The following is a 26,358-nucleotide window of genomic DNA, read 5'->3' as shown; positions in this document are numbered from 1 at the left end:
CGCGGCTGGTATCGGCGTAGCTGCCCGGGATGTCTCCGGGTTCGCCAGGACGGAGCTCCCAGAGGTCTGTAGCCGAAACGGCATCGTCGAGCCAGGCGCCCACGCCAGAGACACGAATATCGATTCCCTACCTATGCGGGAAGTCCGGATCAGCTGCCATGCCTTCCGGCATTGGAAGCCTCAGCAGTCGTTTCCTAGACTTTTGACATTGTGCCAGCGCAGATGCGCGCCAGTCCGTTCGCTCCTGGGGAAGTCTTTGAAATTTACTGCCATAGCCGCTGGTGTCCTGGCACTGGCATCGTTTGCCGTCTATTCGGCAGAGCAGTCAGATGCGGACCTAGGGGCGTACCTCCGTCGTACCTACCCGTCTCTGCTGTACGTGGATCGTTACCGATCCGAGTTCCCTGAGGATGTGATCGGCACCAACGCTGCTTGGTCCGGTGGGCAGCCTGCAATTCAGACGGCCGACGACGTTGTGGCGGCCCTTACCGGATTGGCGGATCAACACGTTGCAATCACGGGCCCGAAGGCGGGTGCCAAGGAAACCTTGGGAGTACTGTTCCGAACATCTTCCGACGGACATATGGTGGTTTGGCGTGTGCTGGACCCCGGCCACGTTGCCCTTCGGCCTGGTGACGACATTCTCGCCGTTAACGGGCGCCCGATCGCAGACTGGCTCAAGCAAGCAAGCAGCACGACGTTCGGCGGCAATCCCCGTTCGAGGCAGAGCGAGGCTGCTTACAACCTAGGCGTCGCGCCGGCGATCGTCCATCAACTGACTGGCACGTCGTCAGTTACATTCAACGCTGCGACGGGCGGAGCTGCCCCGCGAGATGTGCACATGGTCTTCCGACCTGTCGATGGGGCATTGATGTCGACGGTCGCCACGGCGGTGGATACCTCGGATCTCCCTGACGTGGTCACCGTCGGAAAGCACCGCATCGGCATACTGCGCGTCGGTGCCTTCGCACCTCAATATGATCCAGTGTTTCAAGCAGCTGCGAATGCCATTCCCGATTCCGACCCTGATCCAGACCGCGCCATGCTGGCAGGCTTCTGTGCCGTTACCCGGGCCATGATTCAGAAATTTGATGGCCTCGCCGACCGCTCGGACGCCATGGCAGTCGATCTGCGAGGGAACCTGGGCGGTTTTGCTCGAGAAGCGTATCTGATGGCCTGGGCCATAGGGGGAAGGCGCCCGGTGTCGACCTTCCAGGTAATGCCGAGTGGTCCGGGCATGGTCCGTTTGACGAGTCTTCCAGAGGACGTCTCGTGTGGCGTCGTCCGATCTAAAAAACCGCTGATCGTGCTGACGGACGCCGGGACCCGGTCTGCGGGGGAGTTGATGGCCACATGGCTTTGGACGGCGGGGGCGACCGTGATCGGGGAACGTACCGTTGGTGCCGGCGGAGGTCGCGACGCCGATAGTGCCGGTTTCGACGTAGGCAATTCCGGATATCGGGCTCTTATAAGCGGGGAGTTTGAAGTGTTCGATCCGAGCGATTCACTCCGCCCAGGCGACATGAAAGAGACCGCCTATGTGGACTTGGTCGCTCGCGATCACTTCGCACCAAGCCGGAAGAAACCCTTTTCCATCCAGGGCGTCGGGCTGATTCCAGACGTCACCATGCCTACCGGTAAGGATGATCTTCACGACGGCGGCAGGTCCGCGCTCGTGCGCGGCGTGCAGTCAGCCATCAAACAAGGCCGTGTATCGCTGGGCCAGTGAATCCGTGCGGGAGTGCGGGTCACGAGCGCTCGTCGGACCCTTTACGACGCCGACTGCGGTGCCAGGGCGATCAGATGCCCGAACTGGGGCATTCGGTCGGGTAGCTGACCGTTCGATGACCGTCCTCACAGGATTGAGCGTGGATGCGCTCGGGAGGTGCAGACCTACCGCTAACGCTACAACATAGACCGCAGAGGGAAAGGCAGTTGTCATCTGCAATAGCGAAGTCGATTCAACCGTGCACTACACAGGCGGCTCCCAGCTGATAAGCTCGACGGAATTAAATACATCACACGTTTGACGGATAGCCTCAATCCCCTGAGAGCCGACCATCGCTTTGAGACTGAACCTAGCATCGTCATCGATACATATCATGACGTCTGAGTCACCGCCGATGGAACGAAACACGACCGCATGAAGAGACGTACCGACAGATATTGCATCGGTGGGCACCTCGTCTAGACGTCCAGCCGCCTCAATAATCTGCTCAAAGTCGGATGGAACCTCTCCCGGAACAGCCGGCCTCGTCCATTCTGTCTTGGCATAGAAGTCTATATGCTCAAACTCTCCGATGTTACCTGCGTCGACCAACGTCGTCGGAGCGCGCTGAACGAGCTCTATCGAAACACCGTAAGTCTCAAATTTGAACTCGATATCAAAGTAGTTCCATGTGAGCGCAATCCATTCTCCCGTTCTGGTTGGCAAATAGACCGACGCCCACTCTGGATTCGCATTGGTATCGATGCAATAGACCCCCGCTTTTATGGTCCCAAGAGCTTCGATCTGGTTACGGTCTGGAAAGAACCTTTTCCATTTCTTCATGGCGTCGGCTTCAGCTCGTCAGGAATTTGGGTATCCTCGGGAAAATGAATGATTTCTGGAGGCTTGGAGTCATTCGCTGGAACGTCAATCCGCGGACCGTCTTTGCCGCCCGTCCGAACGCTAACTCCATTAGGCGCAATGCTGCGACCTTTGCTGTCGGGAGTGGTAAGAGTTCCACCTGTCAGTGCCTTCACGGTATCAGCGAACTTATCGGAAGGTAAAGATGTGCCAACGGCAGTGCCGCCAGACTTACCTGTAGCGCGGGGGCTATCACCTATGAGCCCGGTCGGTAACGTTGGCGCAACGTGGATTTGGCCATCATTATGGTTTTGTGATTGTTGAGAGTTCGGCGCACTGTCTGTCAGTGCATTTTGAATAAGACGCGCAGCTACGACCGTGCCGACGTAGATGTATTCCAGTCCCCTGCCAGCAATGGTAGTAGCTTCGAGCGTGCACGAGTGATCGTCACAAGTAACTCTTCCATCCGGGTCCATCCGAGTAACTGGGTTATTGTTCGCATACGCCTGCCGGTTGAAGTTGTAGATGTCACCAGGCTTCGGCGCGACCGGATCAGCCGTCAAGAACCTGCCCACATCTGGGTCATAATATCGCGCCTGCATATAGACGAGACCAGACGCCGTATCGTTGACGTGCCCAGTATATCCAGGCCCATCCTCCGACGGCCCAAGAGCTTGGCTACCATACGATCGATAGTCTGCACTCCTGACCACATTACCCGCACCGTCTGTCGCCACCAGCACGGTGCCCTGCGGACTGGTGTAGTAATACGTGACCGTCTCGGCAGCTCTCGCCATCCCCATGCTGGCTATCAGCAACGCGAGAATGAGCAAAGCCGCACTGAGTTGGCGGGGTTCGCGGCGTGCGGTACGACGCATGAAAAATGAGGTCCAGGTTCTATCCTTACTCCGAATCAAAATGGACCGAGGCTGCGGGATTCCAGTCAATTTTTGCCACCTCTTCTTCGGCACGGTTTCACTACCGGCCCATCACCGGTAGAGTTTTGATCGACTCAACACGAAAGTCGGCTCGTGAGGGCCCATGAATATTCGGGCGGTCTACCTATAGTCCGATCAGCGGACCACCTCCTTCGCCGCTGGTGCCTCCGGTTGGTCATAGGGCGCAAATGCATTCCCATTCTATGTACCCTGCCTGGCGATAAAGGCCTCTTCCATTGATGCGAGCATCCTTACCTACCGCGTTCGATCATCTCTCCCGGAGCAACATTCGGATTTGACCCGGCACCATTTAAGGCCACGTGCGCCGCTTCCGCCAATGTTTTTTTGCCCGGTCGGCGCCCCATCGTCGTCGCACGTGCGGCGCGGATGTGCGGGATGGACCGCACCGCAAGCGATAGCTCGCGGCCGGACACCATTCGAGTGACCTGCGTGCAAAATATGTAGCCAATCAAACGGTGAGTCCGACGGTGATGTTATCGGGTTCAACCCAGCCTCGTCGAATCGACGCGGGTGGCTTGTAGCCATGAGCGCCATGGGGGCGCTGTTCGTTGTAGAACTGCCGCCAGCGCTCGATCAGTACGCGTGCTTCGGCACGACTTCGGAACCACTCTGGATCGCCCAGCTTTTCGTAAACACTCAGGAGCCGGTTTGTGCGTAACGCCGTTCGAAGTCTACCGGTGATAGATCGGCAATTTGCATTTGGTATTGCTGGGGTTCTTCGCGCAACAGCCGGTCGAGTCCGTGAGGTCCAGCTGCAAACTGGCGTAGGTATGCGCACTCACCCAGATCGGCCGTGGATATCGAAAAGAGAGTTACCGGATAATCAAATCCGCCCACACTGCGGCACTCAGTCAGCGCATCGAAACAACTATGCTCGATCGGGCGAGAGGATGGTCATCGCATCCCAAAGCTGGCCCAAGCAGCTTTTGGGAACGCTGCTCATCCAGGCCGCATAGGCACACGGGCGGCGGCACAAAAGACCAGGGCTGAAAGAAGTCCGAGGCCAAACCCTTTACCAAGTTGCTCGAGCAGGATATTCAATTCAGAAGGCCATCTGCCACGGAGAGCCGTTAGTGTGACGACGAATACGATTGCTCCAATCAAACCTGCACCAGCGCAAACGTATCTAACAGATAATTTTTTCCAGCGCGCTAACACCTTCAACCATGGCCAGCCTAAGAAGACCAGCGCCATGAAGGCGCTAGGCAGCCCAAAGAGGTATGTAAAACCCAAGGAACCCACCAGAGCATTCCATGGCCAACTGTCACCCATAGCAGAGTAATAAAGAAAATTCGCCAGGAAAAAAGCAAACGGGATGGATAGGGATGTGACTATCGTCCCGGTCCAGAGTCGACGCTGAGAAAGCATTACGGATGACATGAAGGCGCCCTGCACCATTTTGCCAAGTCATTACTAAAGGGAAGATCTCCACCGAAGACGGGTAGCCCCCACGAAGACACCGATCCCCCCGCAATATCGTTGAATATTCGATTATGAAAATCGGCGATGGATTGACCACTTACTATCACAGGATTCTGAGGAGACGCTTTTGCAGCATCCAGTTGAGCGGCACGCGCGGCGGCCAGGGCTTTGCGAATGGCTTCCATTTTTTGGTCAGTAATCGCTCTCGTGGTAGCGCACGTCTGCCCTGCCGGGAGGTGATCTGAAATTAGCGATGCGAGCCGGTAATTGGTTACTCCTGATAGGAAACCTACATTACCAGCCACATCAGCTGCTTCACAGGCATAACGATCTCCCCCGGCGCAAGCTGTGGAATAATAGCTCTTCCAATTCCCCGACTCTGCATAAGCTCGCTCAGTGGATGTATTCCAGCAGCCTTGGCCGCTGCAGGCAAGCCCGGTAGCGTCGATCCTCACCAGTGGGCTTCCCGCCACATAGGAATACGTGCTTACGCCCCCCCTTAAACCAATGGGATCGCTCTGCAGGTAGCGACCGGTAGACGGGTCGAAATTCCGATAGCTGTTGTATACGGTGCCCGCTTCCGCGTCGTAATACTGCCCTGCAAACCGAAGGTTCAGCACATACCCGCTCGCCGAAGTCGGCGCCTGCTCACCAAACGGGTTGCTCTGATAGGCCCAGCTCCACACCACCGTGCCAGTGGCATTGGTCACCGACCGGGGTGTATCCAGGCCATCGGCATGCACGAAGTTGACGGAAGAACCGTCCACTACCGCGACCGGGATGCTATCCATCCACACATAGTCCCGCGACGCAGCTCCATACTCTCCCAACATCCCGCCGGGTCCATAGGTGTAGCGCGTGGTCACGGCACCGACCGTCTTGGCGACGCGTTGAGCCGCGGCATCGTAGGCATAGGTCGCGACCGTCGCCCCGCCCTGCTGAAGTACCGTCAACTGTCCACGGCCGTTGTAGCCGTAACCCCACGCCGTGCCGGCATTGGCGTTGCCGGTAGTGGAACCGTTCGCGTCGTACGTGCGCGAGGCGGCTCCAATGCTGATCAGCTGGTGTGTGCCGGCTTGATAGCCGTAATTGCCCGTCGCCAGCCCCGGGGCGGTCTTGGTCAGTCGGTCCCCCGTCTTGGAATAGCTATAGGCCTCGACGATGGCGCCGCTCGCGTTCTTCAGGCCCGTGAGCCGGTACAGGGCGTCGTAGGTGTAGGTCTCGATCGCTGGGGAGGCACCTGCGGCATTGCCCAGGGCGACGATGTTCCCCACGGCATCGCGTGCCACATGCAGGCTCAGCGCAGGACTGACCACATCGATGAACCGGTAGTTGGCGTCGTAGGTGCGGGTCACCGTCTGGCCGTTGCCTAACGTGTAACTGGCGACGGGGCCGAATGGCAGGTAGGTGGCCGTGCTGACCACGGTACTGGCCGGTCCGGTCGCCGGGGTTACGGTCACCGACGTGATCTGGCCAGCCGCATCGCGACCATACTGCGTAACCAGCCCGCTCGGCGATGCCGTGGCGGCCAGGCGCCCGGCCTTGGTGTAAACGTAGTCGGCCGTATCCGTGACCGTTCCCTGCGTCTGGCGCTGCTCGGTCACGCGCCCTTGGTTGTCATAACAGTAGGTGGTCGTGACCGCGTTCTCGACCACCCGGGTCAGGCGGCCGACAGGGAACGAACTGGTGCAACCGGTGATGCTGTTGCTTTCGTCGTAGTGAAACGCGGCATTGAGCGAAGCGTCCGCGTAGCTGACGGCAATTCGGCGGCCTATCGCATCGAAGGCCTGGGTGGCGACGGTTGCCTTGGCATCCGTGTGCGTCAAGGCGTTGCCCGCGGCATCGAAGGTCGCCCCCTGCGTGCCGGTGTCGGGACTCGTCTGGCCGCTCGGGTTGCTCAGCCCATCAAAGGCATAGCTTGTCTTAAGACCATCCGGATCGGTCACCGCCGTCAACTGATCCAGCGCATCGAGCGCGAATGCGCTAGTCGTCGCCTTGGTCGCCGCGTTGGTACCGTTGGCGTCCGCCACGCTGGTCGCTAATCGATCCAGTGCGTCGAAGGTGCTTTTCTGCACCGTGCCCAGCGCATCCTTGGCTGACACCAAGTTGCCGTTGGCGTCGTAGCTGCCGCTGGCCGTGGCATCGAAGACCACGTGACCCAATCCGTCGGTCACGCTGACCAGTTGGCCCACGGTGTTGTACTTCCGCGACACCGTGCGTCGGGACACGCCCTTGGCGTCGAACGTCTCTTCTTTGATGCGGTTGCCGGAGGCGTCGAGCGTGTAGTGGATGTGCTCCCCCAGGCCGTTGGCAACGTCCACCAGACGGTGGGCGTCGTCGTAGCCGTAGGTGATCGTCACGCCATCCGGGTCGGTCACGGTTTTGAGCGCGCCGACGGGATCGTAGGTCAGCGTGGTGGTGGCGTCCCCGGCCGATGCCGAACCGTCGGCATTCGCGCGCACGGTACGCGTGGTCAGCCAACCGCGCGGGGCGTAGGTCACATCGGTGATGACCCCGTTGGCATCCTTCTGACGCACCGCTCGGCCATGCTTGTCATAGGCCAGCGTGGCCGTGACATGACCCACGGCATCGGTAACCTGGGCCAGGTCGCCTGCGCGGTGGCAGGCGCCCCCAATGGTGGCGCAACCGCTCTCGTCGGTGGTCAGGTAGTAGGCGTACCGGGTCGTGTCGTCCACGTCCGTCCGCGGGCCGCTCTGGCTCAGCAGCAAGCCGAACAGCGGGCACTGGGTGCCGTCGACCGCGTCGCAGTAGGTATAGCGGGTCTGCCGGATGCCTTGGGGAGCATTCACCTGGCTACCGCAGGTGTAGGCGGCACTCACCGCGGGATCGACCACGCATTCGGCGGTGACCTGACCGCGACCGTTGTAGGTCCAACGGCTCTGGGCCACCACGGCGCCCTTGGCGTTGGCGACCGTCCGGCTCAACGGCACACGATGGACAGCATCCCACGTCGTGCGGGTGGTGCGTTGCACGTCGGTGCCCGATGCGTCGACCTGCTGGGTCAGTAAGCCATTCGCGTCGTAGGTGGTCTGGGTGACGTTGCCCTTGAAATCGGTAAACGACGACGGGTAGCCGTTGGCATCGTAGGGCGATGCCTTCCACGGCTGCGAGCACTGGTTGCCGCAGGCCACGTTAGTGCCGCGCGGCTTCAACATGCCGGTACCGTCGTCGGCAAAACTGAGCGTGACCGACAGGCCCAGCGGGGTTTTCAGAACAGCGGGGACGCCGCCGTACTGGGTAACATTGCCGTAATCGAGCGTGATCTTGTCTGCACCACCGGCAAACTGCGACGAGAGCGCGTGATTGCTGTCGTCGAAAGTCGTGGTTTCGAAGCGAACCCCCTTCTCGTCGATAACACCGGTCAGTTGCGAAGGAAAGCGGGTGGGGGCTGCCGCATAGGCCGGCTCGGAGTAGACGTATTGGCGCGTTGACTGGTCGGGGTACGTGACCTTCACCAGGTTGCCGTTGTCCGCGTAGGTATAGGTGACCGCCAGGCCGGACGGATCGGTCACGCTGGCGAGGCGGCTCTTCGCATCATAGCGCAGGGCGAGCACGCGTCCTTGCGGATCCGTCACCGAGATCAGCAGCCCCGCCGCGGGAGCGACGGCGGGCGCGGTCGACGCGTCGCTGTAGGCCAATGTGGTCGTCAAGCCGTTGTCATCGGCGATGGACTGCAATCGGCCGGTGGCATCGTAGTTCTCGGTCTCCCTGGTCGCCGATACGCGCAGGGCGTAACCGGCCAGGATGCCGGTGGTCGAGTCCTTGATCGCCGTCAATGTCTCCGCCGAATCGCTATCGGCCTTCCATACCCCGCCGACGCTGCTGAACCGCACCAGCGAACCGTCCGGGCGCCGGGCGTAGAGCAACCCACCGTTGTCGCCGCTGTTCGGCGCCACGTCGATGTGACGGTCGAACGAGTGACGCCACTTCGGGCCCAGCGTCGACCCCACGATGTAGCTCGACGAATTGTAAAAGCGCCGGAAGGTGAGCCACGGTGAGGTATGCAGGTCGGTGTCCTGACGGAACGCGTTGCCATTGGCGGCATTGATGGGATCGCCCTCGAACGGCGTCCCCCCGTTGCCGTCGCCGGACTTGGTACCGCCTTCCTGGCTGCTACCGCGGGGACCCAGCGTATCGCTGGCTGCGCCATTGCCCCCCGTGCACATGGTGCGGCAGCCGCCGACGTTCTTCGCCTGAAACCCATGACCGGTCACATCGCTCGCATAGACCGAAGCACCAGGCTGGATCGAAGTCGTTCCGTCGCTATTCTGGAACTGGATGTCGACCTTGGCCGCGACGAAGGCGTTGGCACTGTAGGTCACCGCGAACGTGTGCGTCGCACACGTTCCGACTTTGCTATGGCAGAACCCTTCGTAGTCGCCGATGAACGCGCTGACGGCCGATTCCACCGAGAGGAAGCTGTCACGCGTGCCCCATGCCGTGTTGTACGAATAGGGGGCACCATAGGCGCTGGCGTGCGCCACCCCGGCGAGGGTGCCCAGGAGAAAGGCGATAACTCCCAGGAGATGCCGACGGTGCGGCGAAAAGACCAAGCCCACGCGGAACATGTCCGTATCCCGTTGCGAAAATTCGCAGAAGCTTACGCGGCAAGGTTTGTAAGTGTGGGCTGATTTACCTGTAGGAATTCCCTTACAAATACTCTCACCATCGGACGCTATGACAGCGCGATGACACCGCCACGCAAGGTGTTTCGAGATCGAAGCGTCATCAGGCCGTTGATCGCCGCCGCACGATGGAACGGCATGCCGTCATCGACGGCACGCGACGACCATCGTAACGACTTACGGACCCTTGCAGCGTCGATCCACTCGATGCCACTGACGCGGGCGACGTACACCGCCTCGAAGCGTGCCGCGAGCCCAACGATGGGCGGTGGTGCCCCCACGACCCGCGACGTCATTCACGCCACTTCGGTGAGATGCGTGGGCCTTCGCAGCGATCCCGGCATAGGTGGCATGGCCCCAGTCGGCGCCCCATCGTCGTCGCACGTACGGCGCGGATGTGCGGGATGGACCGCGCCGCAAGCGATAGCTCGCGGCCGGACACCCTTCGAGGAAGAGGTCCAGCGTGACGGACCGGGGGTATGGCGTCAGTCGCGCTCGAATCGCTGCAGTTCATCCAGTTGCGCCTGTGCCTTGCGCAAGCTGCGGCCGCTTAAGGAATCATCCATTTTCCGCCCGAACTCGGCGCGTTCAGGGCGGCGCGCCCAGCGATGGAACCACCAGGTCGCCAGCAGGCCGACTATGCCGATGCCGTAGCCGCTCCACACGAATGCGGGCGCCTTGGCCAGCAGATCGACACCGCCCAGGGCCGCCAAGGTCTGCACGATCGCGACCCACAGGAACCACCACGGCAGACCGGCAACCATGCCGCTGCGGACGTACAGCGTGCGTGCGCGCAGCAACTGCTTCTGGATGACGAGCACCGGTTGCGAGTAGTCGATGTGGCCGATCTGTCCCAGCACCACCCCTGCGGCAATGATGGTCAGCACGCCATACGCCTGCACCAACACACCGGCAACGATGGACGATGCGGGATCGGGACGGCTCATCCACAGCAGCGCTGCGAGCAGGATGAAGGGTATAGCGAACAGGATCTGCGCGACCTGCCCCCAGAACAGCGGGCGCAGGCTGCCGCGGGTTTTGTCCAGCTTGCGCTCGCGCAGTTCGTGAAGTTTCAGCGCGTTGTCGAGTTGCAGACGGTGGTCGAGCGATTGCCAGGCGGATTTGAAGTCATCGAGTTCCATCGTGGTACCCCTGTCGGTGTTATCGGAATGCGTCGCGGATGCGCTGTTTCATGCGCCCGATCTTGGTGGAGACGTTGCTTTCGGTGATGCCGAGGATCTCGGCGATCTCCCGTTGCGAGCGGTCTTCGAGGTAGAGCAGCAGCAACGCGCGGTCCAGTGGCGGCTGGCGGGCGATGAAGTCCCGGAGCAACCGGACCCCTTGTTCGTTCTCCGGGTCGACGGCGTTGCCGTCGGCCACGTCGTGCAGGGTTTCGTCCAGCGGCAATGCGTCGTGCCGCTGCCGCAACTGGCGATGGCGCAGGTGGCTGATCGCCACGTTCAGCGCGATCCGGTACATCCAGGTGGTGACGCTGCGCGCCGGGTCGTACTTCGGCCAGGCGTGCCAGAGCTGTGCCGCGATGTCCTGGGCCAGGTCGGCACGGTCCTCGGGGCCGTGCGCGTAGCTGCCGGCAATCTTGAACACGATGCCGGCATGGCGCTGAAGTAGCGCACTGAAGGCATCTCGGTCGTCATTCGCGGTCATGGTGGGTGTAATGGTATCCATGGGCTCACCGGCGCGGCCCTCCCGCCCCTCTGACCTATGATTCGGGCGAGCTCGGAGAATCTCACACCTCGCCAGGAAGAATTTTCAGGACGCTGCCCGGCCCTGCCTCCCCCGGTGTCACCGTAGTCCCGGGCGCTACCAATGTCAGGGCACTACCCGCCAGACTCGGGCACGGGGCAAACGTCCGTACGCGCCCCGATCCGTCACCTGCGTCCGAATCGTCGCTTCGGTAGCGTGATTGGCGGAGCCGTCGTGGTACACGCCCGCTGGCAACGTTATATGGCTTGCCGAAATTTCACTCAACCAGGACTCAAGCTGCGGGACTGACAGGCCGTTGTCATGGGACGCCCTTGTGGAGAGTCCCATGCGCACCGTCGGACGTATCGCTTACGCCGTCTTCCTTTCTGGGTGGTCTTTGCTGCCACTCTACGGTACCGGAGTGCACGCGCAGGAGCGCCCTACCCGGCCAGCCGAAGCGTCAGCCTTGATGTCGCCGCAACTCATTGAGCAAGGCTCCTATGTAAACCGGCAAGGTCAGACGATCCATCGGCCTGCGCACACGGACACGGGACAGGCACCTACCGGTGCATCAGCCCAGTGCCGAGATGGCACCTTTAGCTTCAGTGCAAGTCGGCGAGGCACCTGCTCGCACCACGGCGGGGTCGCGACATGGCTTTGAGCGCGTATAACCGCTACATCTTCGCAGTCCAGTACAGTGCCCGGGTGCCTACGATGGGCTGTCGCGCGGAGGCATAGGCTTTGACTGCGAACGTCGCGGCCGACATGCTGTCGATACGCAGGTGTAAGTCGGTATCCGGCGCCCGTAAGGTCAACAACACCACGTTGGGTACGGGCCCTTGCCCGATGCACGGCGCCGCGACATCCACGACGACCTGAAGCGCTCTATCACGGAAGTCGCTCCTCGATCCGCGGCGTCGCCTCACCGTCGACGTGGAAGCGGATGGCGCGGACCCGGCCTTGGTCGTTCGATATCGGCTCGATAAAGTCCGTGCCGTCGTTGGCGTAGATCAACACGTTGTCGGCGCAAGGGACCAGGCGCTTCTCGGGTCCGTCGTCGCGGCGGATCCACGGCGCGCCGTCATGGATGGCGATCACGTGATGACTGCGACCTTCGATGACATACCGTCCCGCGAGGGCGGCTATCCGGTCCGACGACCAATGGGCCGGCTCGAATGTCCTGTAGGGCACGCCCAGCGCCAACGCCGCGATACGCCGCGCCAGCGACCGGGCACCCACGTGAGGCGCATCGGAATTTTCGAGCACGGCGACAGCGATGTCCTGGCCGGGGGCGTAGACGTAGTAGGCCGAGTAGCCTTCGATGCCACCGGCGTGCTCCAACACCGCGACGCCACGGACGTTTCCCGGCGCGGTGCCCAAACCGTAAGGCAGCGCGTGGCCGGCCACGGACGCGGGCGTCGTCATGGTTTTGAAGATGGCAGGCCAGGGTGCCGGGCCCGTCGCAAGACGATGCAGCAGCGTGGCGACGCCCCGTCCATCGCCATCGAGCGCACCGGCGGCGCCAGGGCCTGCGATGCTGTACAGCACGGGCTTGATGACCTTGCCATCGCGTGCGGCGGAGTAACCGGACGCCATGCCTTTCACGATGGCCGCGTCGTCATGGTAGCCCAGGGACGCGATCCCCAGCGGGTCAAGCACGAGCGCTCGCTCCGCATCCGACCAGGCAAGACCCGTGATCTTTTCGAGGATCGCGCCGAGCACCATGTAGCCGGAGTTGCTGTAGCGCCAGTCCGTTCCGGGCGGAAAATCAGAACCCGCCTTGCCGATCAGCGCCAACCGTTGGTCCGTATCGAGCGGTTGCGCAAGGGGAACCTCCCACCCGTCGCTGACGCCCGAGGTGTGGTTCAGCAGTTCTCGAACCGTGATACCGCCTGCGCCGGGAAACGTCGGAAGCCAACGGGCGATCGGATCGTCCAGCCCCAGGCGGCCTTCGGTCTGGAGCTTCATGATCGCCGCCGCGGTCACGGTCTTGGTCAGCGAGCCGATGTGGAAGGTGCTGGCCTCGGAGAGCTTCACGTTGAGCTCAAGGCTCGCCAGGCCCCGTGAGGCCGCGTAAACCAGCGTGCCGCCCCGAACCACCGCGACGGATGCCCCTGGCGCATCGACGGGCACCTCCCGGAGCATGGCGTCGGCCTTTGGTTTCCAGTCCGGCACGTCGGACGCGGAGGCCGCGACGATCCATCCCAACGCCAACGCGAGAAGACCTACCTTTTTCATGATCGCCCCTTTTGACGCACGAAACCTATCACGTGGACCGAGCACCGGCACATGACCGCGATGGGCTGCTCTCGTCAGGGGTTGCCCGGATGGGCCGGTTCACCATCACCGTCGCCATCGCATGCGCAGGCATGCCTGATCAACGCGCCCTGAAGCTCAGCGAATAGCTCCTTCCCGCGCAGCCGCTCGCGCCAGTACGACGGAATGCCGTGCAGGCCGTAACGAATCCCCGCGATCCCACCGGCCACCGCCGCGGTGGTGTCGGTGTCATGCCCGAAGGACACGGCGTATCGCACGGCATCGGCGTAGCCCGTCGCGCGATCCAGCGCCTGGCGAGCCGACCAGAGCGTGTCCACGACGTAGCCCGAGCCTTGCACCCGGGTGGCCCAGGACCGATCCAGCACGATCTCGATGTCTTCGGCGGGAAGGCCCACGTCGGGACCATGCTGCCTTAACGTCGCCTCGGCCCACGCCCATCCCCAGTCCTTTGCCGCCAGCTCGGCACGCGCCCAAAGACACAGAAAAGCGCACGCGACGGCGGCACGGGGATGAGCATGGGTGGGGAGCGATTGCTGCGCGGCCATCGCGACAAGGGACACGTCGTCGCCGGTATGCCACAGCGCCAGCGGAAGCACACGCATCAGCGAGCCATTGCCGTTGTCGAACGCCTCCCGGCCGCCGGCGTGCTCGGGCGGTACGCCGGCGCGCAGGCGCTCGATCGCCCGAGCCGTCTGCAGGCCGATGTCGAAGACGTGGCCGTCCACCGCAAGGTGCCCCCAGTCCGCCCAGTTCACGAGCCGGCGCGAGAAGTCCCCCAGATCCAACGTTCCCTTGGCGAGCAACGATTGAAGCAGGCAGAGTGCCTGCGCCCCATCGTCCGACCATGTTCCCGGGGGTACGCCCTGGTGCGAGCGCGGGAAATCCTTGGGCGGATCGATGTCGATTTGTTCCAGGCGCGGCACGTCGAGCGGCTCGTGGAACTCGTAAGGCACGCCGAGCGCATCCCCGATCAGCAGACCCTGCAGCCCGCCGGCTAGGCGGTCCCGACGCACATCGATGCTTTCAGGCGTTTCCATGGTCGCTCCCAGGATCGAAGGCGCTGATTCTGGCATGGTCGAATGCGCAGCGGCCGAACGTGCCTGTGACGCAGCGGTACAGCACGTCGCGGGCGCGTCGGCTGTCACCGAAAACGCGTTTGATGAGCCAGCATCCATTACGATACGAACACCTGAAACCCATGGCCGCTTATGGATGACATCCGTGGGCACGCGCGATGGCGAATCGATCTCGTTCGTCCTGCCATGTCCCCTGACGCTATGCTTGAAAGGCATACACCCGATGCGCACAAAGAAACATTGGCTCACCGCCCTTATCGTGGGCATCGTCCTGTGCGTGGGTATCGCCTATGTGTGGTTGGCCAGGAAAACCGTGGCACCTGCGCCGGACGGAAGCCAGGCCACCGCACTCCCCAGTCATCCGGCGGCGGCACCGGGCCATCAGGCCAACCGCCTGGCGTCCTACGGCAATGCGCGGTTCGAGTACACGATCGACTATCCGACGCCACTCCTCACCGCCGGCAACGAGGCCGATAACGGCGACGGCGTGATCTTCAAACCCGAACAGGGCGACGCGGACATTCGCGTCTGGGGCAGCTACAACGTCGATGACGACGCACCGGCCAAGATCCTGAAAGACGCCCTGGCAGACGACTGCGCCGGCGACAAGGCGAGCTACGCCGTCGCCCGATCGAATCTCGTGGCCTACTCCTGCCTCGACGCAAAAGGCCGCATCGTCTACCGCAAGACGCTCATCGACGGCAGCCACCTCGTCACCGTGCATTTCGTCTACCGACCGCAAGAGCAAGCCCTGTGGGCACCGGTCATCAAGCAGATGGGCGATGCCATCCGCATCGGCGGCTAGTGTCCGCCGACGGTAGCGTCCATTCAGACGCCTCGTCGTAGAAGGTGGGCTGCATCGAACGGCGATGCGACGAGGAGCGCACCATGAAACCCCTGATCGCCCTGGCCCTGGTTGTCACTGCGGCGACCGCACACGCCCAGGCGCATCGAACGGATTTACCCAGCTGTGACCTCACCGCGCAGCGTGAAGTGGCGGGCACCGTCGGCGGCGATATCAAGGATCCCGGGCAGGCGCATATCGCCATGCGGGCCAACGTTCTGGAGGCCGATATCGGCACGGCGCGCAAGGCACGGCGCCTGACCCAGGCGCAGGCCGATACGCTGTTCAGGCGCGTCGAGGCGGTGCGGCGCGCCACCGATGGTTTCGTCGGTACGCAGGGCTTTCTGAGCGCGGGCGAACGCGCCAGTTACGACCGCGAGCTGGACACGATCGCCGGCGCCATCTGCGGCTCCTGATCGATCTCATCGACCTGGGTGGGGAAATCCACCCAGAACGTGCTGCCCTCGCCCTCGGTGGACGATACCTGCACCCGTCCGCCCAGCGACGCGGCGACCTGGCACACGATCCACAGGCCCAGGCCCAGGCCCTCGGCGCACGGATCGACTTGCTGGAACGCGTCGAAGATGGCGTCCTGCTTGTCGGCGGAGATGCCGATGCCGGTATCGCGCACGCTCACCCGCACCGCGTGACCGGCGATCTCGGCGTGGACGTCCACCTCGCCGCCCTGCGGCGTGTACTTGAGCGCGTTGGAGACGAGGTTGCCGAGCAGCGTCTCGAGCAGCGGCGACGGGCCCTGGATGACCAGCGGCGTCGCCGCGAAGCGGAGCGTCACGCCACGACGCAGGGCTTCCGCGCGCCAGATGCTTTCCAGTGCATCGAACGCGTCCTGCAGGCGCGCCGTGGCATCCGAGGTGACATACGCCCCCGTCGACGCCACGGCCAGCAACTGGGTGAGCTGGCGATCGATCGAGCACAGCGCCTGCCGTCCGGTACCCAGCCGCTTGGCGGTATCGTCGTCGGCGTTGCGCGAGATACGGTCCATGGCGTAAGACGCGGTACGCAACGGGCTTTTCAGGTCATGGCCCGCCGCCGCGACGAGGGCGCTAAGGCGTGTCTCGCGCTCTTGCGCTTCCGTGGCGATGCGACGCAGTTCCAGCTGCGCCATCACCTGGCGGGCGAGACGACGCAACGCATCGACCTGGATGTCGGTCAGTTCGCGCGGCCGGGTGTCCAGCACGCAGACCGTGCCCAGCGGCAGGCCGTCGGGGGTCTTCAGCAGTGCGCCCGCATAGAAGCGAAGGGCCTGGTGACCCGTGACCAGGGGGTTGCCGCAGACGCGTTCGTCCTCGCGCGTGTCCGGGATCACCAGCACGTCGTGCTCGAGGATCGCATGTGCGCACATCGACATGTCCATCGGCGTCTCGCTGACGCCCATCCCTTCTTCGGCCTTGAACCACTGGCGGTCGTCCTCGACGAAGCTCACCAGCGAAATGGGCGTGTCGCAGATGGCGGCGGCCAGGCGCACGATGTCGTCGAACGCGGCTTCGCGCGGCGTGTCGAGGATGCCGTACGCGCGCAATGCGCGAAGCCGCCGCATTTCATGCGACGGCGCAAACTTGGGAGCGGGACGATGGGACATGACGGGCGGCTATGAGAGAGAGAAGGATCGCGCCCCTGGAAGACGCAGCGAAGCCTGCGCATCGGCGGGTCGCCCGGCAGGAGTCGCTCCCCCATCGGACCGGCCGCGACACAAGCCGGATGATCGCATGCCTTACCGGGCGATAGGCGCGATCTCCGCGGTCCGCGGCGTCGCCGGGCCCCTGGGCTTGGACGGCGCCACGCGACCCAGGGTGATGTTCTTGGAGGCGCGGACATCGCGATTGGCGAACGTCCAGATTTCGCCCGTCTCGGTGATGAACACGGTCCAGTACAGGTCGGACTCCGGACCGTAGTCGATCAGGAAGTGCGCGAACCCCTCACCCTTCGGGGTGTTCATCGGCAATGGCGGGTTGAGCTGGATCATCGGCGGCTCCTTTGCGGGAATTAGCCGATCCCAGGCGTCGCCGCCGGGTGAAGACACCGTTCATGGCCCGCCAAAGCGCCCTCACGTCGCCGTGTCGATGGGGCGCGTGAGGCAACCGGCGCCTTCGAGCGATCGACGCACCGCCTCGTCCCACGGCGTATGCGGCTCCTCGCCCAACACGGCCACCAGTCGCTCATTGGTCATGCGCAGGGGCTTGCGCCAGAGGTACCGCATCTCGCGCATTTCCCGCAGGGTGGTCACGAAGGGCGACGCCAGCATCATCAGCCACCACGGAAGCGCACGCACCCGTGGCGCCCGCCCGCCTTGGCGGACGACGGCACGGGTGATGGCCGTCGTCATCCGCGTGCCGTCGGCGTCCCAGTGCCCGGCCATGTGGAAGACCGCGAACGGCGCGAGCGACGCGCGCCGCTCGAGCAGTGCGACCATCGTGCGCGCCACGTCGGGCAGGTAGGCCCACTGGTGACCGACACCCGGCTGGCCCGGTGCGGTGATGGTGGTCACGGGCCGCCCCGATGTGACCAGCCCTTGCGAGAACCAGTTATTGCCCGGCCGTGGGCCGAAGAAATCGCCCGCCCGGACCACGACGGCGCGGGCGCCCGCGTCGGTCGCCGCGCGGAGGCGACGCTCGAGTTCGACCCGGATCGCCCCCTTGCGGGTCAGCGGATGCTGGGGTGAATCCTCGGTCAGGACCGGAAAGGCATCGGGGCCGAAGTTGTAGACCGTGCCGGGAAGCACCACGGTGGCGCGCTGCGCCGTCGCCGCGGCCAGCGTGTTGTCGAGCATGGGCAGCACCCAATCGGCCCAACGGCGATAACCCGGCGGATTGACCGCATGCACGATCACCGCGCATCCCTGTGCCGCCGCCATGACGTCGTCGCGATGCAGCGCGTCGCCCGCGATCCAGGCGATGCCTTCGTCGCCGGAGGATACGGCGGGGCCGCGGCGGAGCGCGCGCACGGTCCAACCCGCGTCGCGAAGCTGCCGCGCCACCTCGCCACCGATGCCGCCGGTGGCCCCCAATACCAGAGCCGTCGTGTCGTTTCGCATGCGCTGTCTCCCGTCGATGGGAGGATTCTGGAGGCGTGCTGGCTGGAAAGAAATTGACCAACCATGCAGGGTCGCCATACATTTTCGTATGACCGACGATCCCAGCTGGGAACTCTACCGTTCGTACCTCGGCGTGCTGCGCGAGGGCTCGCTGTCGGGCGCGGCGCGATCGCTCGGCCTGGCCCAGCCCACGGTCGGTCGGCACATCGAGGCCCTCGAAACGAGCCTCGGGCTCGCCCTGTTCACCCGCTCGCCCTCCGGCCTGCTCCCCACGCCGGCCGCGCTGGAACTGAAACCCCACGCCGAGGCGATGGGGCACGCCGCCGCCGCACTCCTGCGCGCGGCCGGCAGCCAGGGCGAGGTCAAGGGCAGCGTGCGCGTCAGCGCCAGCGAGGTCATCGGCGCCGAGGTGCTGCCTCCCATCGTGGCGCGACTGCGGGCGGCGCATCCCGGCCTGCAGGTCGAACTCGTCCTCACGAACCGGGTGGAGGACCTGCTCCGGCGCGAGGCCGACATCGCCGTGCGCATGACGCGTCCGCGCCAGGACGCTCTGCTCGCGCGGCATGTCGGCGTGATCGAGGTCGGGCTGCACGCGCACCGTCGCTACCTTCGCGAACGTGGCACGCCTCGCGCATTCGCCGACCTCGCCCATCACGCGCTGATCGGTTTCGATGAGGAAACCCCGTTCATCCGCGCCGCGAGCAAGACGGCGCCGGGATGGCGTCGCCAGGCGTTCTCCCTGCGCACCGACAGCGACCTCGCGCAACTCGCGCTGATACGCGCGGGCGCCGGCATCGGCGTGTGCCAGGTGGCGCTGGCACGCAGCCATCGCGATCTCGTGCGCGTACTGGCCGACGACTTCGCCTACCGCATGGACACCTGGGTGACCATGCACGAAGACCTTCGGCACAGCCCGCGTTGCAAGGCCGCGTTCGATGCGCTGGCGCAGGGCCTGCAACAGCACATCGGCTGAGCGACGCCCGACGACGCCCACGCCAACGCGGTCCGGACCGTGCTGCAGCACGGCTTGACACCGGTGTCAGTCCCGTTACACGCTGATGGCGAATCCGGTGCGGGGGCACCTTGGATGGACTGATCCGCCCGGGAGCATCGGGGCGTCGGGGGACATTGGGGATGCAATTTCTTGCGGGCGACATCGGCGGCACGAACGGGCACGTCGCACTCATGCGTTCGGCGGATGACGGTTCCGGGGCGCTGGAGATGCTCGCCTACGGCGTCTACCCCTGCGCATCTTTCGCCTCGCTGGACGACCTGCTCCGTCACTTCATCGGCACCGAGGTACGCGCCCGCGTCTCGCACTGCGTGCTGGCCTGCGCCGGCCAGGTGAAGGACGACGAAGTGCTCAACGACAACCTCGCGTGGCCCGTGCGCCTGCCTGCCCTGCGCGGCACGCTCGACCTGGCCGAGGTCGCGGTACTCAACGATTTCGAAGCGCTCGCCTACGCCATCGAGGGTCCTCTCGCCGCGACCGGCCGGCACCTGTGCGGCCCGCCCGCACGGGCCGCCGGGCCCGCGTTGCTGGTGGGACCGGGCACCGGCCTGGGCGCGGCGATCCTCATGCCCGGGCCCAACGGTGGCGTCGCCCTCACGACGGAAGCCGGCCAGATGGATTTCGCACCGCACTCGCTGCGCGAACGCGAGGTGGTGTCGTGGCTCGCGCCGCGCGGCGGCTACGTGCCGGTGGAACACATCGTCTCGGGGCCCGGGCTGCTCACGGTCTACGAAGCGCTCTGCGCGCTGGACGGCGACGTGGCGTCGCTCACCACGCCCAAGGCCGTCACCGCGGCCGCGGCCACGATGAGCGACTCACACGCCGTGGAGGCGGTGGCGTTGTTCTGCGCGGCGCTGGGCAGCTTCACCGGCAACCTGGCCATGACCTGCATGCCCACCGGGGGCGTGTTCCTGGCCGGCGGGTTTCTTTCGTCGATTTTCGACCTGCTCAAGGCGAGCGCGTTCGAGACACGGTTTCTGCACGGTCGCAGCGTGCGCGAGCTGCTCGAACCCCTGTCGGTGTGGGTCACGGAGCACGGCAGCCACGGCGTGTACGGCGCGGCGCGGTGGTACGTGAATCGCCATCGCCGGGCGCGTGCGGCAAACGCGCACGAGGTCTGCGCGTGATCCGCGCCGCACTGGCATGCCTGGCGGTCGTCGCGGCGACCACCGTCGCGGCGGCGACGCCGGGCGTGCCCGCATGGGCCTTGCTGCCCAAGCCGGTGGTGGCACGACAGGCCAGCACCGGTGCCGTGGATGTCGACAACGGCGCGACGTTGACCGTGCGCGGCACGGCGTCCCCGGCCGTACGCGCCGTCGCGGAGCAACTCCTGCAACGCATCGCCGAACGTCGCGGACTGACCCTGCGCATGGGAACGGCGGCGGATGCCAGATCGGCCATCACCTTCGACGTCCGTGCCGACGCCGCGGTAGAAGGCGACGCGGGTTACCGCATCACGGTGGATGGGCAAGGCATCGTCGTCACCGCGCGCTCGGCGCAGGGCGCGTTCTACGGCGGCGTCACCGTATGGCAGCTGCTGACGCCGGTGGGCTGGGCACGCGGCTCGGCCGCCCACGTGCCCTACGGCACGATTGAGGATCATCCGCGCTTTGCCTGGCGCGCGTTGCTGCTGGATTCGAGCCGGCATGTTCAGACGGCCGCCGAGATCCGACAGCTCATCGACGCGATGTCGCTCGACAAGCTCAACGTGCTGGTCTGGCACCTGACCGACGACCAGGGCTGGCGCCTGCCCATCCCGGGCTACCCCGAACTCACCACCCTCGGTGCATGCCGGCGAGCGGTGGGCGTGGATGTCGAGCGCACCGGCTCTCCCGACGCACCCTACTGCGGCAGCTACACGGCCGACGAGGTGCGCGACATCGTGCGCTACGCCGCCGAGCGCTACGTCACGGTGGTCCCCGAGATCGACCTGCCCGGCCACTCGCAGGCGGCGATCGCCGCTTACCCCTGGCTCGGCGTCACAGGCAAGCGCCCCGAGGTATGGACCGACTGGGGCGTCAGCCCGTGGCTGCTCAACCCGAACGCCCGTACGCTGCGATTCGTCGATGCGGTGATGGACGAGGTGATGCGCCTGTTCCCGTCGCGCTACGTCTCGATCGGCGGCGACGAAGCGGACAAACAGCAGTGGAATGCCTCTGCCGTGGTGCAGGCACAGAGGGCCTCGCTCAAGCTCGCCACCATGGACGAGCTCCAGGGCTGGTTCATGCAGCGGGTGGCGACCTACCTCACCGAGCACGGTCGCACGCCCGTGGGCTGGGACGACCAGATCGCGGCGGGCGCGACGCTGCCGCGCAACCAGGTAGTGATGTCCTGGCATGGCGATCACGATGAGCGCGTGGCCCTGGCCGCCCTGAAGCAAGGCCACGACGTGGTCATGACGCCGCAGGAATCGCTCTACTTCGACCACGTGCCGTCGAGCCTTCCGGACGAATGGCCCGGGCCGCCGCCCGAGGTCACGCTCGAACAGGCGTACGCCACGCAGGTGATCCCGCCGGGTGCCGACGCCGCGCAAGCGCATCACGTGATCGGCGTGCAGGCAGGACTGTGGACCGAGCAGATGGCCACGTTCGCCCACGACCAACATGCGGTGTTCCCTCGGATCGCCGCGCTCGCGGAGCTGGGCTGGTCGCCGTCGGACACGCACGACTGGGCCGACTTCCTGCGCCGCCTGCCCGCGGAGGTAGCGCGCTACCGTGCCCTGGCACTCGATGGGGCCGATACCGCGTTCGCGCCGGTGTTCGACGTGACGCCGATCGGCGCCGGCGGCTTTCGCGTGAGGCTGGCCAACCAGGTGCGCGCTTTCGCTATCCGCTACACCCTCGACGGCAGCACGCCGGGCGAGGCGTCACCCCGGTATGACCAATCGTTGTCCTTACCTGACGGCACGACGTTGCGCGCGGCGACGTTTTCGCCCGAGGGCGTCACGCTCTCCGCGGCACGCACGCAGGTGCTGGACGCGACCACGACGCTAAGCCGCGACGGCGCGGCGCTATCCACCTGCTCGGGACAGCCCCCGTCGCGCCTGCAAGGGCGGCGGTCGGGCACGGGCGACAGCCCGGTCTACGCCGTCGATATCGGTAACGCCTGCTGGCGTTGGAACGACGCGGCACTGCAAGGCGCCACGCACGTCACGATCACCGCGGAACGGCTGGCCTGGCGCTTCGGCGACGAGGCCAGGGGCGCCGTGGTGCGACCGGACCAGGGGCGCGTCGACGCGATCGAGATCCACGCGAACGCGTGCGACGGTCCGCGACTGGCGACGGTCGCGCTCGCCGATGCACCGGCGGCAGGCGGCGCGATACGTCGCGACGCGGCGTTCGCCCCGCTGGGGGCCGATGTGCACGCACTGTGCGTGTTCGCGACGGGCGATCCGCGCCAGGGCCAGTGGGCCCTGGGACGCATCGCGTTTTCGAAGTAAGCGGCGCGCGGAGGGCGCGTCGTGGGGGTTTAAAGAAGGGGGCCGGCGAACCGGCCCGGGGTTGGGGAAAACACGATTCGGCGCCACGACGGCATGCGCTCCCCGGGGGGCGAGGCCGGGCTACACGTTCCTGAAAGACGGCAGCTCCTGAGGAGCGACGGCAACACTCACGAGGTCCAGGCCCATGTCCACCGCACTTCGCAAGCATCCTTTGTCTTACGCCATCACGGTCACGCTGCTCGCCATCGCGTCGACATCGGCCGCCGCGCCCGTCGCGGCCGACACGCCTCAGGACGCCCCGGCCGCGCAGGCCACCGCCGCGCCCACGGCCCCACCGGACGGCAAGAAGGGCGACGCGACGAAGAACGCGGTGGATCTGTCGGCCGTGAGCGTTACCGGCGTGCGCGCGTCGCAGATGAAGGCGATCGACGTGAAGCGCGATGCCGACCGAATCCAGGACAGCATCACCGCCGAGAATATCGGCGCCCTGCCGGACACCACCATCACCGACTCGCTGCAACGCATCACCGGCGTGCAGATCAACCGCGACGCGGGCGTGGGCACCTCGGTGGACGTGCGCGGCCTGCCCCAGGTGGGCACCATGCTCAACGGCGAGGTGTTCATCACGGCGGACCAGATCGACTCGCAGCAACCGGACTTCAGCATGCTGCCGTCCACGCTCTTCCACGGCGCCGACGTGGTGAAGTCGGCGACGGCGAGCGAAACCGACGCGGGCATCAGCGGCGCGATCGACCTGCACACCTATCGCCCGTGGGATCTCCCCTCCGGCTTCACCTACAGCTACTCGGCCAACGGCGAGCGCGGCTCGACCACGCGTGACACCGGGCCGGAGGCCAACGGTCTCATCTCGTTCAACGACGGCGGCCGCTGGGGCCTGCTGCTGTCGGGCGACTATTCCGACACGCGACGGATGAACTCCACCGAAGGGCTCGACCAGTACGGCGTGGTGCTCAACGGCGAGAACGCGACCAGCGCGGGCGGCTACAACGGCTTCCTCACCCCGTGGAACGGCGCGCCGATCCCCTCGCAGATCGTCCAGAACGCCGACGGCAGCGTCGACGTCAACGGCGACGGCCGCTCCAACGGGGTGTTCCTGGGCAGCCAGAACATCGGCCTCAACCAGATCATCACCCAGCGCAAGCGCAAGTCGGGCAACGCGTCGTTCCAGATGGACATCGGCAACGGACTGAGCCTGACCAGCGACTTCTTCTACTCGCAGCAGCACGAATACGATCGCAACGTCGGCATCCAGTTCAACTCCACCAACTGGCAGGGCGCGACCTACGTGCCGTTGCAATCGCAGAACACCGGCCGCCCCGCCCTGGGCTCGTACGGCACGCCGGAGCCGGGCTGGGAGGGCTCGCAGATCTACACGACCCAGGTCTACCAGAAGTGGCCGGGCGACGTGGAATCGTATTCGCAGATGATCCGCAAGGATTCGACTGCGAAAAACCTGAACCTCCAGCTCGACTACGACAACGGCGGTCCGTTCACCGCCACCCTGCGCGGCATCAACGACACCGCGTCACAGGCGAACCAGGAAACCGACGTCAACATCTCCGATTCGGACGGCGCTCTCTGGCCCAACGTATTGATGGACGGCGTACCGGACGGTGCCGTGCCGCCGGGCACCTTCGTCTACCCGGCGGAACTGGGCGGCAATCGGGTGTTCAACGCCAACGGCATCCCGCAGAACACGATACCCATCGTGGCCGACTTCCGGGGGCGCTACCTCCGGGTGAGCACGCCACCGGCGCTGACCAGCGCGTTCGCCGATCCGAACGCATGGACCATGAAGACCCTCGAGTCGTCCGGCAACTACGATCGCAAGGTGGCCCTCAACGCCTTGCGCTTCGACGGCAAATACGATTTCAACGATGGCTTCAAGCTCGAGTTCGGCGTGCGTAACAGCATCCGCGACGCCAGCAACGACGGCTGGACGCTGGAGACACCGGTCTATGCCGGCATGGGCGCCAGCGACCCGAACGGTTGCCTGGTGCGTTACGTCGGCGCGGACGTGGTGTTGAACAGCGGCGCCTGCACGGCCGGCAACGACCAGGGCTACTTCCGCGCCGGTCCGCTGTCCGCGATCGCGATGCCCAAGACCGCCGCCCCCTTGGCCAACAACTTCAAGCCGTACAACAACCTGCTCGGCTCGGGCATCAACTTCTGGGCGATCGATCCCAATGCCATGATCGACCCGGTGGCGTACTGGAAATCGCTGTATCCAAACACGGTGCGGGTGGGCGAGCCGGGAACGACGTGGGGCGTGCGCCTGAAAGAGCTGTCGGGCTACCTGCAGGGCGACTTCAACGGCACGATCGGCGACATGCCATACAGCGGCAACGTGGGCGTGCGCCTCATCCGAAGCCACCTGGACGTCTCCCAGCACCTCAGTGGGGCCCCGGGTGCCTACGGCGACGAGCCGGAAGACGTCGGCACCGACGTCACCAAGCGGTCGTACCAGGACGTGCTGCCCTCGGCCAACTTCGCGCTCGACGTGACCGACAGCCTGAAGGTGCGCCTGGCCTACTCGAAAAACATGATGCCGCTCAACCTGAGCACCTGGGCGGGCGGCCTGCAACTGAACTACTCGCTGTCTGAGACGCCGGATGGCCCGGTGTTCCGCGTCGCCAACGGCACGTCCTCCGGCAACCCGCAGCTCAACCCCTGGCGCTCGACCAATTACGGTGCCTCGGCGGAGTACTACATCAACCCCACGAGCATGGTGAGCCTGGCGTTCTTCCGCATCAACGTCGACAGCTTCATCAAGAACGGCAGCGTCACCAACTGCACGCTGCCCGACGAGGACGGCGTGGTGCGCAACCACTGCATCGTGATCACCCAGCCGGTGCAGGGCTCGGGCAACAGCATCCAGGGCGCCGAGTTCGACTATCGCCAGGGGTTCACGTTCCTGCCGGGTATCCTGTCCCGGACCGGCATGGAGCTCAACGCCACCTACGCACCCAGCAATTCGGGCGAGCGTGACCTCGCGGGGAAGAAGATCCCGTTCCAGGACAACTCGACCAAGTCGGGTAACTTCATCCTGTGGTACCAGGACGAGCACTTCCAGGCGCGCATCGCCTACAACTACCGCTCGCGCCGCGCGGTGTCCGACAGCGTGGGCGGCATCACCGGAATGGAGATGTACGAGGCGCCGCAGAAATACGTGGACGCATCGGTGTCGTACAAGTTCAACAAGCATGCCGAGATCTTCCTCGACGGCACCAACCTCACCAACGAATACCAGCGCTATTACCTGGTGTGGCCGAGCCAGCCGGGCCATTCGACGTTCTCCGAGCGGATGTTCATGCTCGGCGTGCGCGGCCAGTGGTGA

20 protein-coding genes are annotated in these 26,358 nt (G+C 64.8%); 8 read left to right on the top strand and 12 right to left on the bottom strand.

Going from position 1 to position 26,358, the window contains the following annotated elements; translation table 11 throughout:
- Positions 1–256 precede the first annotated feature (256 nt).
- The gene (locus tag PI246_RS11255) at positions 257–1,729 is read left to right on the top strand and encodes a S41 family peptidase (RefSeq protein ID WP_320551390.1); all 1,473 of its coding nucleotides are present in this window, start codon (positions 257–259) and stop codon (positions 1,727–1,729) included.
- 243 nt (positions 1,730–1,972) lie between these two features.
- Here PI246_RS11255 and PI246_RS11250 read toward each other — a convergent pair whose 3' ends face one another.
- The 7 genes from PI246_RS11250 to PI246_RS11220 form a co-directional block, all read right to left on the bottom strand.
- Complete coding sequence (locus tag PI246_RS11250) at positions 1,973–2,551, bottom strand: hypothetical protein (RefSeq protein ID WP_320551389.1); 579 nt, start codon at positions 2,549–2,551, stop codon at positions 1,973–1,975.
- A complete protein-coding gene (locus PI246_RS11245) occupies positions 2,548–3,447 on the bottom strand; it encodes an RHS repeat-associated core domain-containing protein (protein WP_320551388.1) in 900 nt (299 codons plus the stop codon). Before PI246_RS11245 ends, PI246_RS11250 begins: the two co-directional genes overlap by 4 nt.
- Before the next feature lie 529 nt (positions 3,448–3,976).
- Positions 3,977–4,306: an integrase core domain-containing protein gene (locus tag PI246_RS11240; protein ID WP_320551387.1), complete on the bottom strand. Its 330-nt coding sequence runs from the start codon at positions 4,304–4,306 to the stop codon at positions 3,977–3,979.
- 161 nt (positions 4,307–4,467) lie between these two features.
- The gene (locus PI246_RS11235) at positions 4,468–4,908 is read right to left on the bottom strand and encodes a hypothetical protein (RefSeq protein WP_320551386.1); all 441 of its coding nucleotides are present in this window, start codon (positions 4,906–4,908) and stop codon (positions 4,468–4,470) included.
- A complete protein-coding gene (locus PI246_RS11230) occupies positions 4,896–9,539 on the bottom strand; it encodes an RHS repeat-associated core domain-containing protein (RefSeq protein ID WP_320551385.1) in 4,644 nt (1,547 codons plus the stop codon). Before PI246_RS11230 ends, PI246_RS11235 begins: the two co-directional genes overlap by 13 nt.
- A gap of 542 nt (positions 9,540–10,081) precedes the next feature.
- Positions 10,082–10,738, bottom strand: a complete 657-nt coding sequence (locus tag PI246_RS11225) for a serine/threonine protein kinase (protein ID WP_320551384.1) — start codon at positions 10,736–10,738, stop codon at positions 10,082–10,084.
- Positions 10,739–10,757: 19 nt separating this feature from the next.
- Positions 10,758–11,282: an RNA polymerase sigma factor gene (locus tag PI246_RS11220; protein ID WP_320551383.1), complete on the bottom strand. Its 525-nt coding sequence runs from the start codon at positions 11,280–11,282 to the stop codon at positions 10,758–10,760.
- A gap of 364 nt (positions 11,283–11,646) precedes the next feature.
- On the opposite strand from PI246_RS11220, the gene PI246_RS18435 reads away from it, so the two are divergent.
- Entirely contained in the window at positions 11,647–11,961 is a 315-nt protein-coding gene (locus PI246_RS18435; protein WP_343218471.1) for a DUF3761 domain-containing protein, read from the top strand.
- Between the two features lie 227 nt (positions 11,962–12,188).
- Here PI246_RS18435 and PI246_RS11215 read toward each other — a convergent pair whose 3' ends face one another.
- Positions 12,189–13,538 (bottom strand): serine hydrolase domain-containing protein, encoded by a 1,350-nt coding sequence (locus PI246_RS11215; protein ID WP_320551382.1) that lies wholly within the window; start codon positions 13,536–13,538, stop codon positions 12,189–12,191.
- A gap of 74 nt (positions 13,539–13,612) precedes the next feature.
- On the bottom strand, positions 13,613–14,752 hold the full coding sequence (locus PI246_RS11210) for an ADP-ribosylglycohydrolase family protein (protein ID WP_320551381.1): 1,140 nt from the start codon (positions 14,750–14,752) through the stop codon (positions 13,613–13,615).
- Positions 14,753–14,876: 124 nt separating this feature from the next.
- Here PI246_RS11210 and PI246_RS11205 point away from each other — a divergent pair, with 124 nt between their 5' ends.
- Both PI246_RS11205 and PI246_RS11200 read left to right on the top strand, forming a co-directional pair.
- Complete coding sequence (locus PI246_RS11205) at positions 14,877–15,458, top strand: hypothetical protein (RefSeq protein ID WP_320551380.1); 582 nt, start codon at positions 14,877–14,879, stop codon at positions 15,456–15,458.
- A gap of 83 nt (positions 15,459–15,541) precedes the next feature.
- Positions 15,542–15,913, top strand: a complete 372-nt coding sequence (locus tag PI246_RS11200; protein WP_320551379.1) for a hypothetical protein — start codon at positions 15,542–15,544, stop codon at positions 15,911–15,913.
- Here PI246_RS11200 and PI246_RS11195 read toward each other — a convergent pair.
- The 3 genes from PI246_RS11195 to PI246_RS11185 form a co-directional block, all read right to left on the bottom strand.
- Entirely contained in the window at positions 15,865–17,097 is a 1,233-nt protein-coding gene (locus tag PI246_RS11195) for a GAF domain-containing sensor histidine kinase (RefSeq protein WP_320551378.1), read from the bottom strand. The two genes, PI246_RS11200 and PI246_RS11195, sit on opposite strands and share 49 nt — an antisense overlap.
- Before the next feature lie 132 nt (positions 17,098–17,229).
- Positions 17,230–17,481, bottom strand: a complete 252-nt coding sequence (locus PI246_RS11190) for a hypothetical protein (protein ID WP_320551377.1) — start codon at positions 17,479–17,481, stop codon at positions 17,230–17,232.
- 81 nt (positions 17,482–17,562) lie between these two features.
- Entirely contained in the window at positions 17,563–18,549 is a 987-nt protein-coding gene (locus tag PI246_RS11185; RefSeq protein ID WP_320551376.1) for an NAD-dependent epimerase/dehydratase family protein, read from the bottom strand.
- Between the two features lie 88 nt (positions 18,550–18,637).
- On the opposite strand from PI246_RS11185, the gene PI246_RS11180 reads away from it, so the two are divergent.
- From PI246_RS11180 to PI246_RS11165, 4 genes are all read left to right on the top strand, one after another.
- Positions 18,638–19,522 carry a LysR family transcriptional regulator gene (locus tag PI246_RS11180; protein ID WP_320551375.1) on the top strand — a complete coding sequence of 295 codons (885 nt, stop codon included), beginning with the start codon at positions 18,638–18,640 and terminating at the stop codon, positions 19,520–19,522.
- A 161-nt stretch (positions 19,523–19,683) separates the two neighbouring features.
- Positions 19,684–20,688: a glucokinase gene (locus PI246_RS11175; protein ID WP_320551374.1), complete on the top strand. Its 1,005-nt coding sequence runs from the start codon at positions 19,684–19,686 to the stop codon at positions 20,686–20,688.
- Positions 20,685–23,000 (top strand): beta-N-acetylhexosaminidase, encoded by a 2,316-nt coding sequence (locus tag PI246_RS11170; RefSeq protein WP_320551373.1) that lies wholly within the window; start codon positions 20,685–20,687, stop codon positions 22,998–23,000. The genes PI246_RS11175 and PI246_RS11170 overlap by 4 nt, the downstream gene beginning before the upstream one ends.
- Positions 23,001–23,184: 184 nt before the next feature.
- Positions 23,185–26,358 (top strand): TonB-dependent receptor, encoded by a 3,174-nt coding sequence (locus tag PI246_RS11165; protein WP_320551372.1) that lies wholly within the window; start codon positions 23,185–23,187, stop codon positions 26,356–26,358.

The organism is Luteibacter sahnii (assembly GCF_034063545.1).
Taxonomy (GTDB): Bacteria; Pseudomonadota; Gammaproteobacteria; order Xanthomonadales; family Rhodanobacteraceae; genus Luteibacter; species Luteibacter sahnii.
This window is presented reverse-complemented; position numbering and strand designations above follow the sequence as displayed.

Excerpts from the sequence above, each read along its gene's own strand:
- PI246_RS11250 (WP_320551389.1), bottom strand. The coding sequence starts at position 2,551 with ATGAAGAAATGGAAAAGGTTCTTTCCAGACCGTAACCAGATCGAAGCT.
- PI246_RS11245 (WP_320551388.1), bottom strand. The coding sequence starts at position 3,447 with ATGCGTCGTACCGCACGCCGCGAACCCCGCCAACTCAGTGCGGCTTTG.
- PI246_RS11235 (WP_320551386.1), bottom strand. The coding sequence starts at position 4,908 with ATGTCATCCGTAATGCTTTCTCAGCGTCGACTCTGGACCGGGACGATA.
- PI246_RS11230 (WP_320551385.1), bottom strand. The coding sequence starts at position 9,539 with ATGTTCCGCGTGGGCTTGGTCTTTTCGCCGCACCGTCGGCATCTCCTG.
- PI246_RS11225 (WP_320551384.1), bottom strand. The coding sequence starts at position 10,738 with ATGGAACTCGATGACTTCAAATCCGCCTGGCAATCGCTCGACCACCGT.
- PI246_RS11220 (WP_320551383.1), bottom strand. The coding sequence starts at position 11,282 with ATGGATACCATTACACCCACCATGACCGCGAATGACGACCGAGATGCC.
- PI246_RS18435 (WP_343218471.1), top strand. The coding sequence starts at position 11,647 with ATGCGCACCGTCGGACGTATCGCTTACGCCGTCTTCCTTTCTGGGTGG.
- PI246_RS11215 (WP_320551382.1), bottom strand. The coding sequence starts at position 13,538 with ATGAAAAAGGTAGGTCTTCTCGCGTTGGCGTTGGGATGGATCGTCGCG.
- PI246_RS11210 (WP_320551381.1), bottom strand. The coding sequence starts at position 14,752 with ATGGATGCTGGCTCATCAAACGCGTTTTCGGTGACAGCCGACGCGCCC.
- PI246_RS11205 (WP_320551380.1), top strand. The coding sequence starts at position 14,877 with ATGCGCACAAAGAAACATTGGCTCACCGCCCTTATCGTGGGCATCGTC.
- PI246_RS11200 (WP_320551379.1), top strand. The coding sequence starts at position 15,542 with ATGAAACCCCTGATCGCCCTGGCCCTGGTTGTCACTGCGGCGACCGCA.
- PI246_RS11195 (WP_320551378.1), bottom strand. The coding sequence starts at position 17,097 with ATGTCCCATCGTCCCGCTCCCAAGTTTGCGCCGTCGCATGAAATGCGG.
- PI246_RS11190 (WP_320551377.1), bottom strand. The coding sequence starts at position 17,481 with ATGATCCAGCTCAACCCGCCATTGCCGATGAACACCCCGAAGGGTGAG.
- PI246_RS11185 (WP_320551376.1), bottom strand. The coding sequence starts at position 18,549 with ATGCGAAACGACACGACGGCTCTGGTATTGGGGGCCACCGGCGGCATC.
- PI246_RS11180 (WP_320551375.1), top strand. The coding sequence starts at position 18,638 with ATGACCGACGATCCCAGCTGGGAACTCTACCGTTCGTACCTCGGCGTG.
- PI246_RS11175 (WP_320551374.1), top strand. The coding sequence starts at position 19,684 with ATGCAATTTCTTGCGGGCGACATCGGCGGCACGAACGGGCACGTCGCA.
- PI246_RS11165 (WP_320551372.1), top strand. The coding sequence starts at position 23,185 with ATGTCCACCGCACTTCGCAAGCATCCTTTGTCTTACGCCATCACGGTC.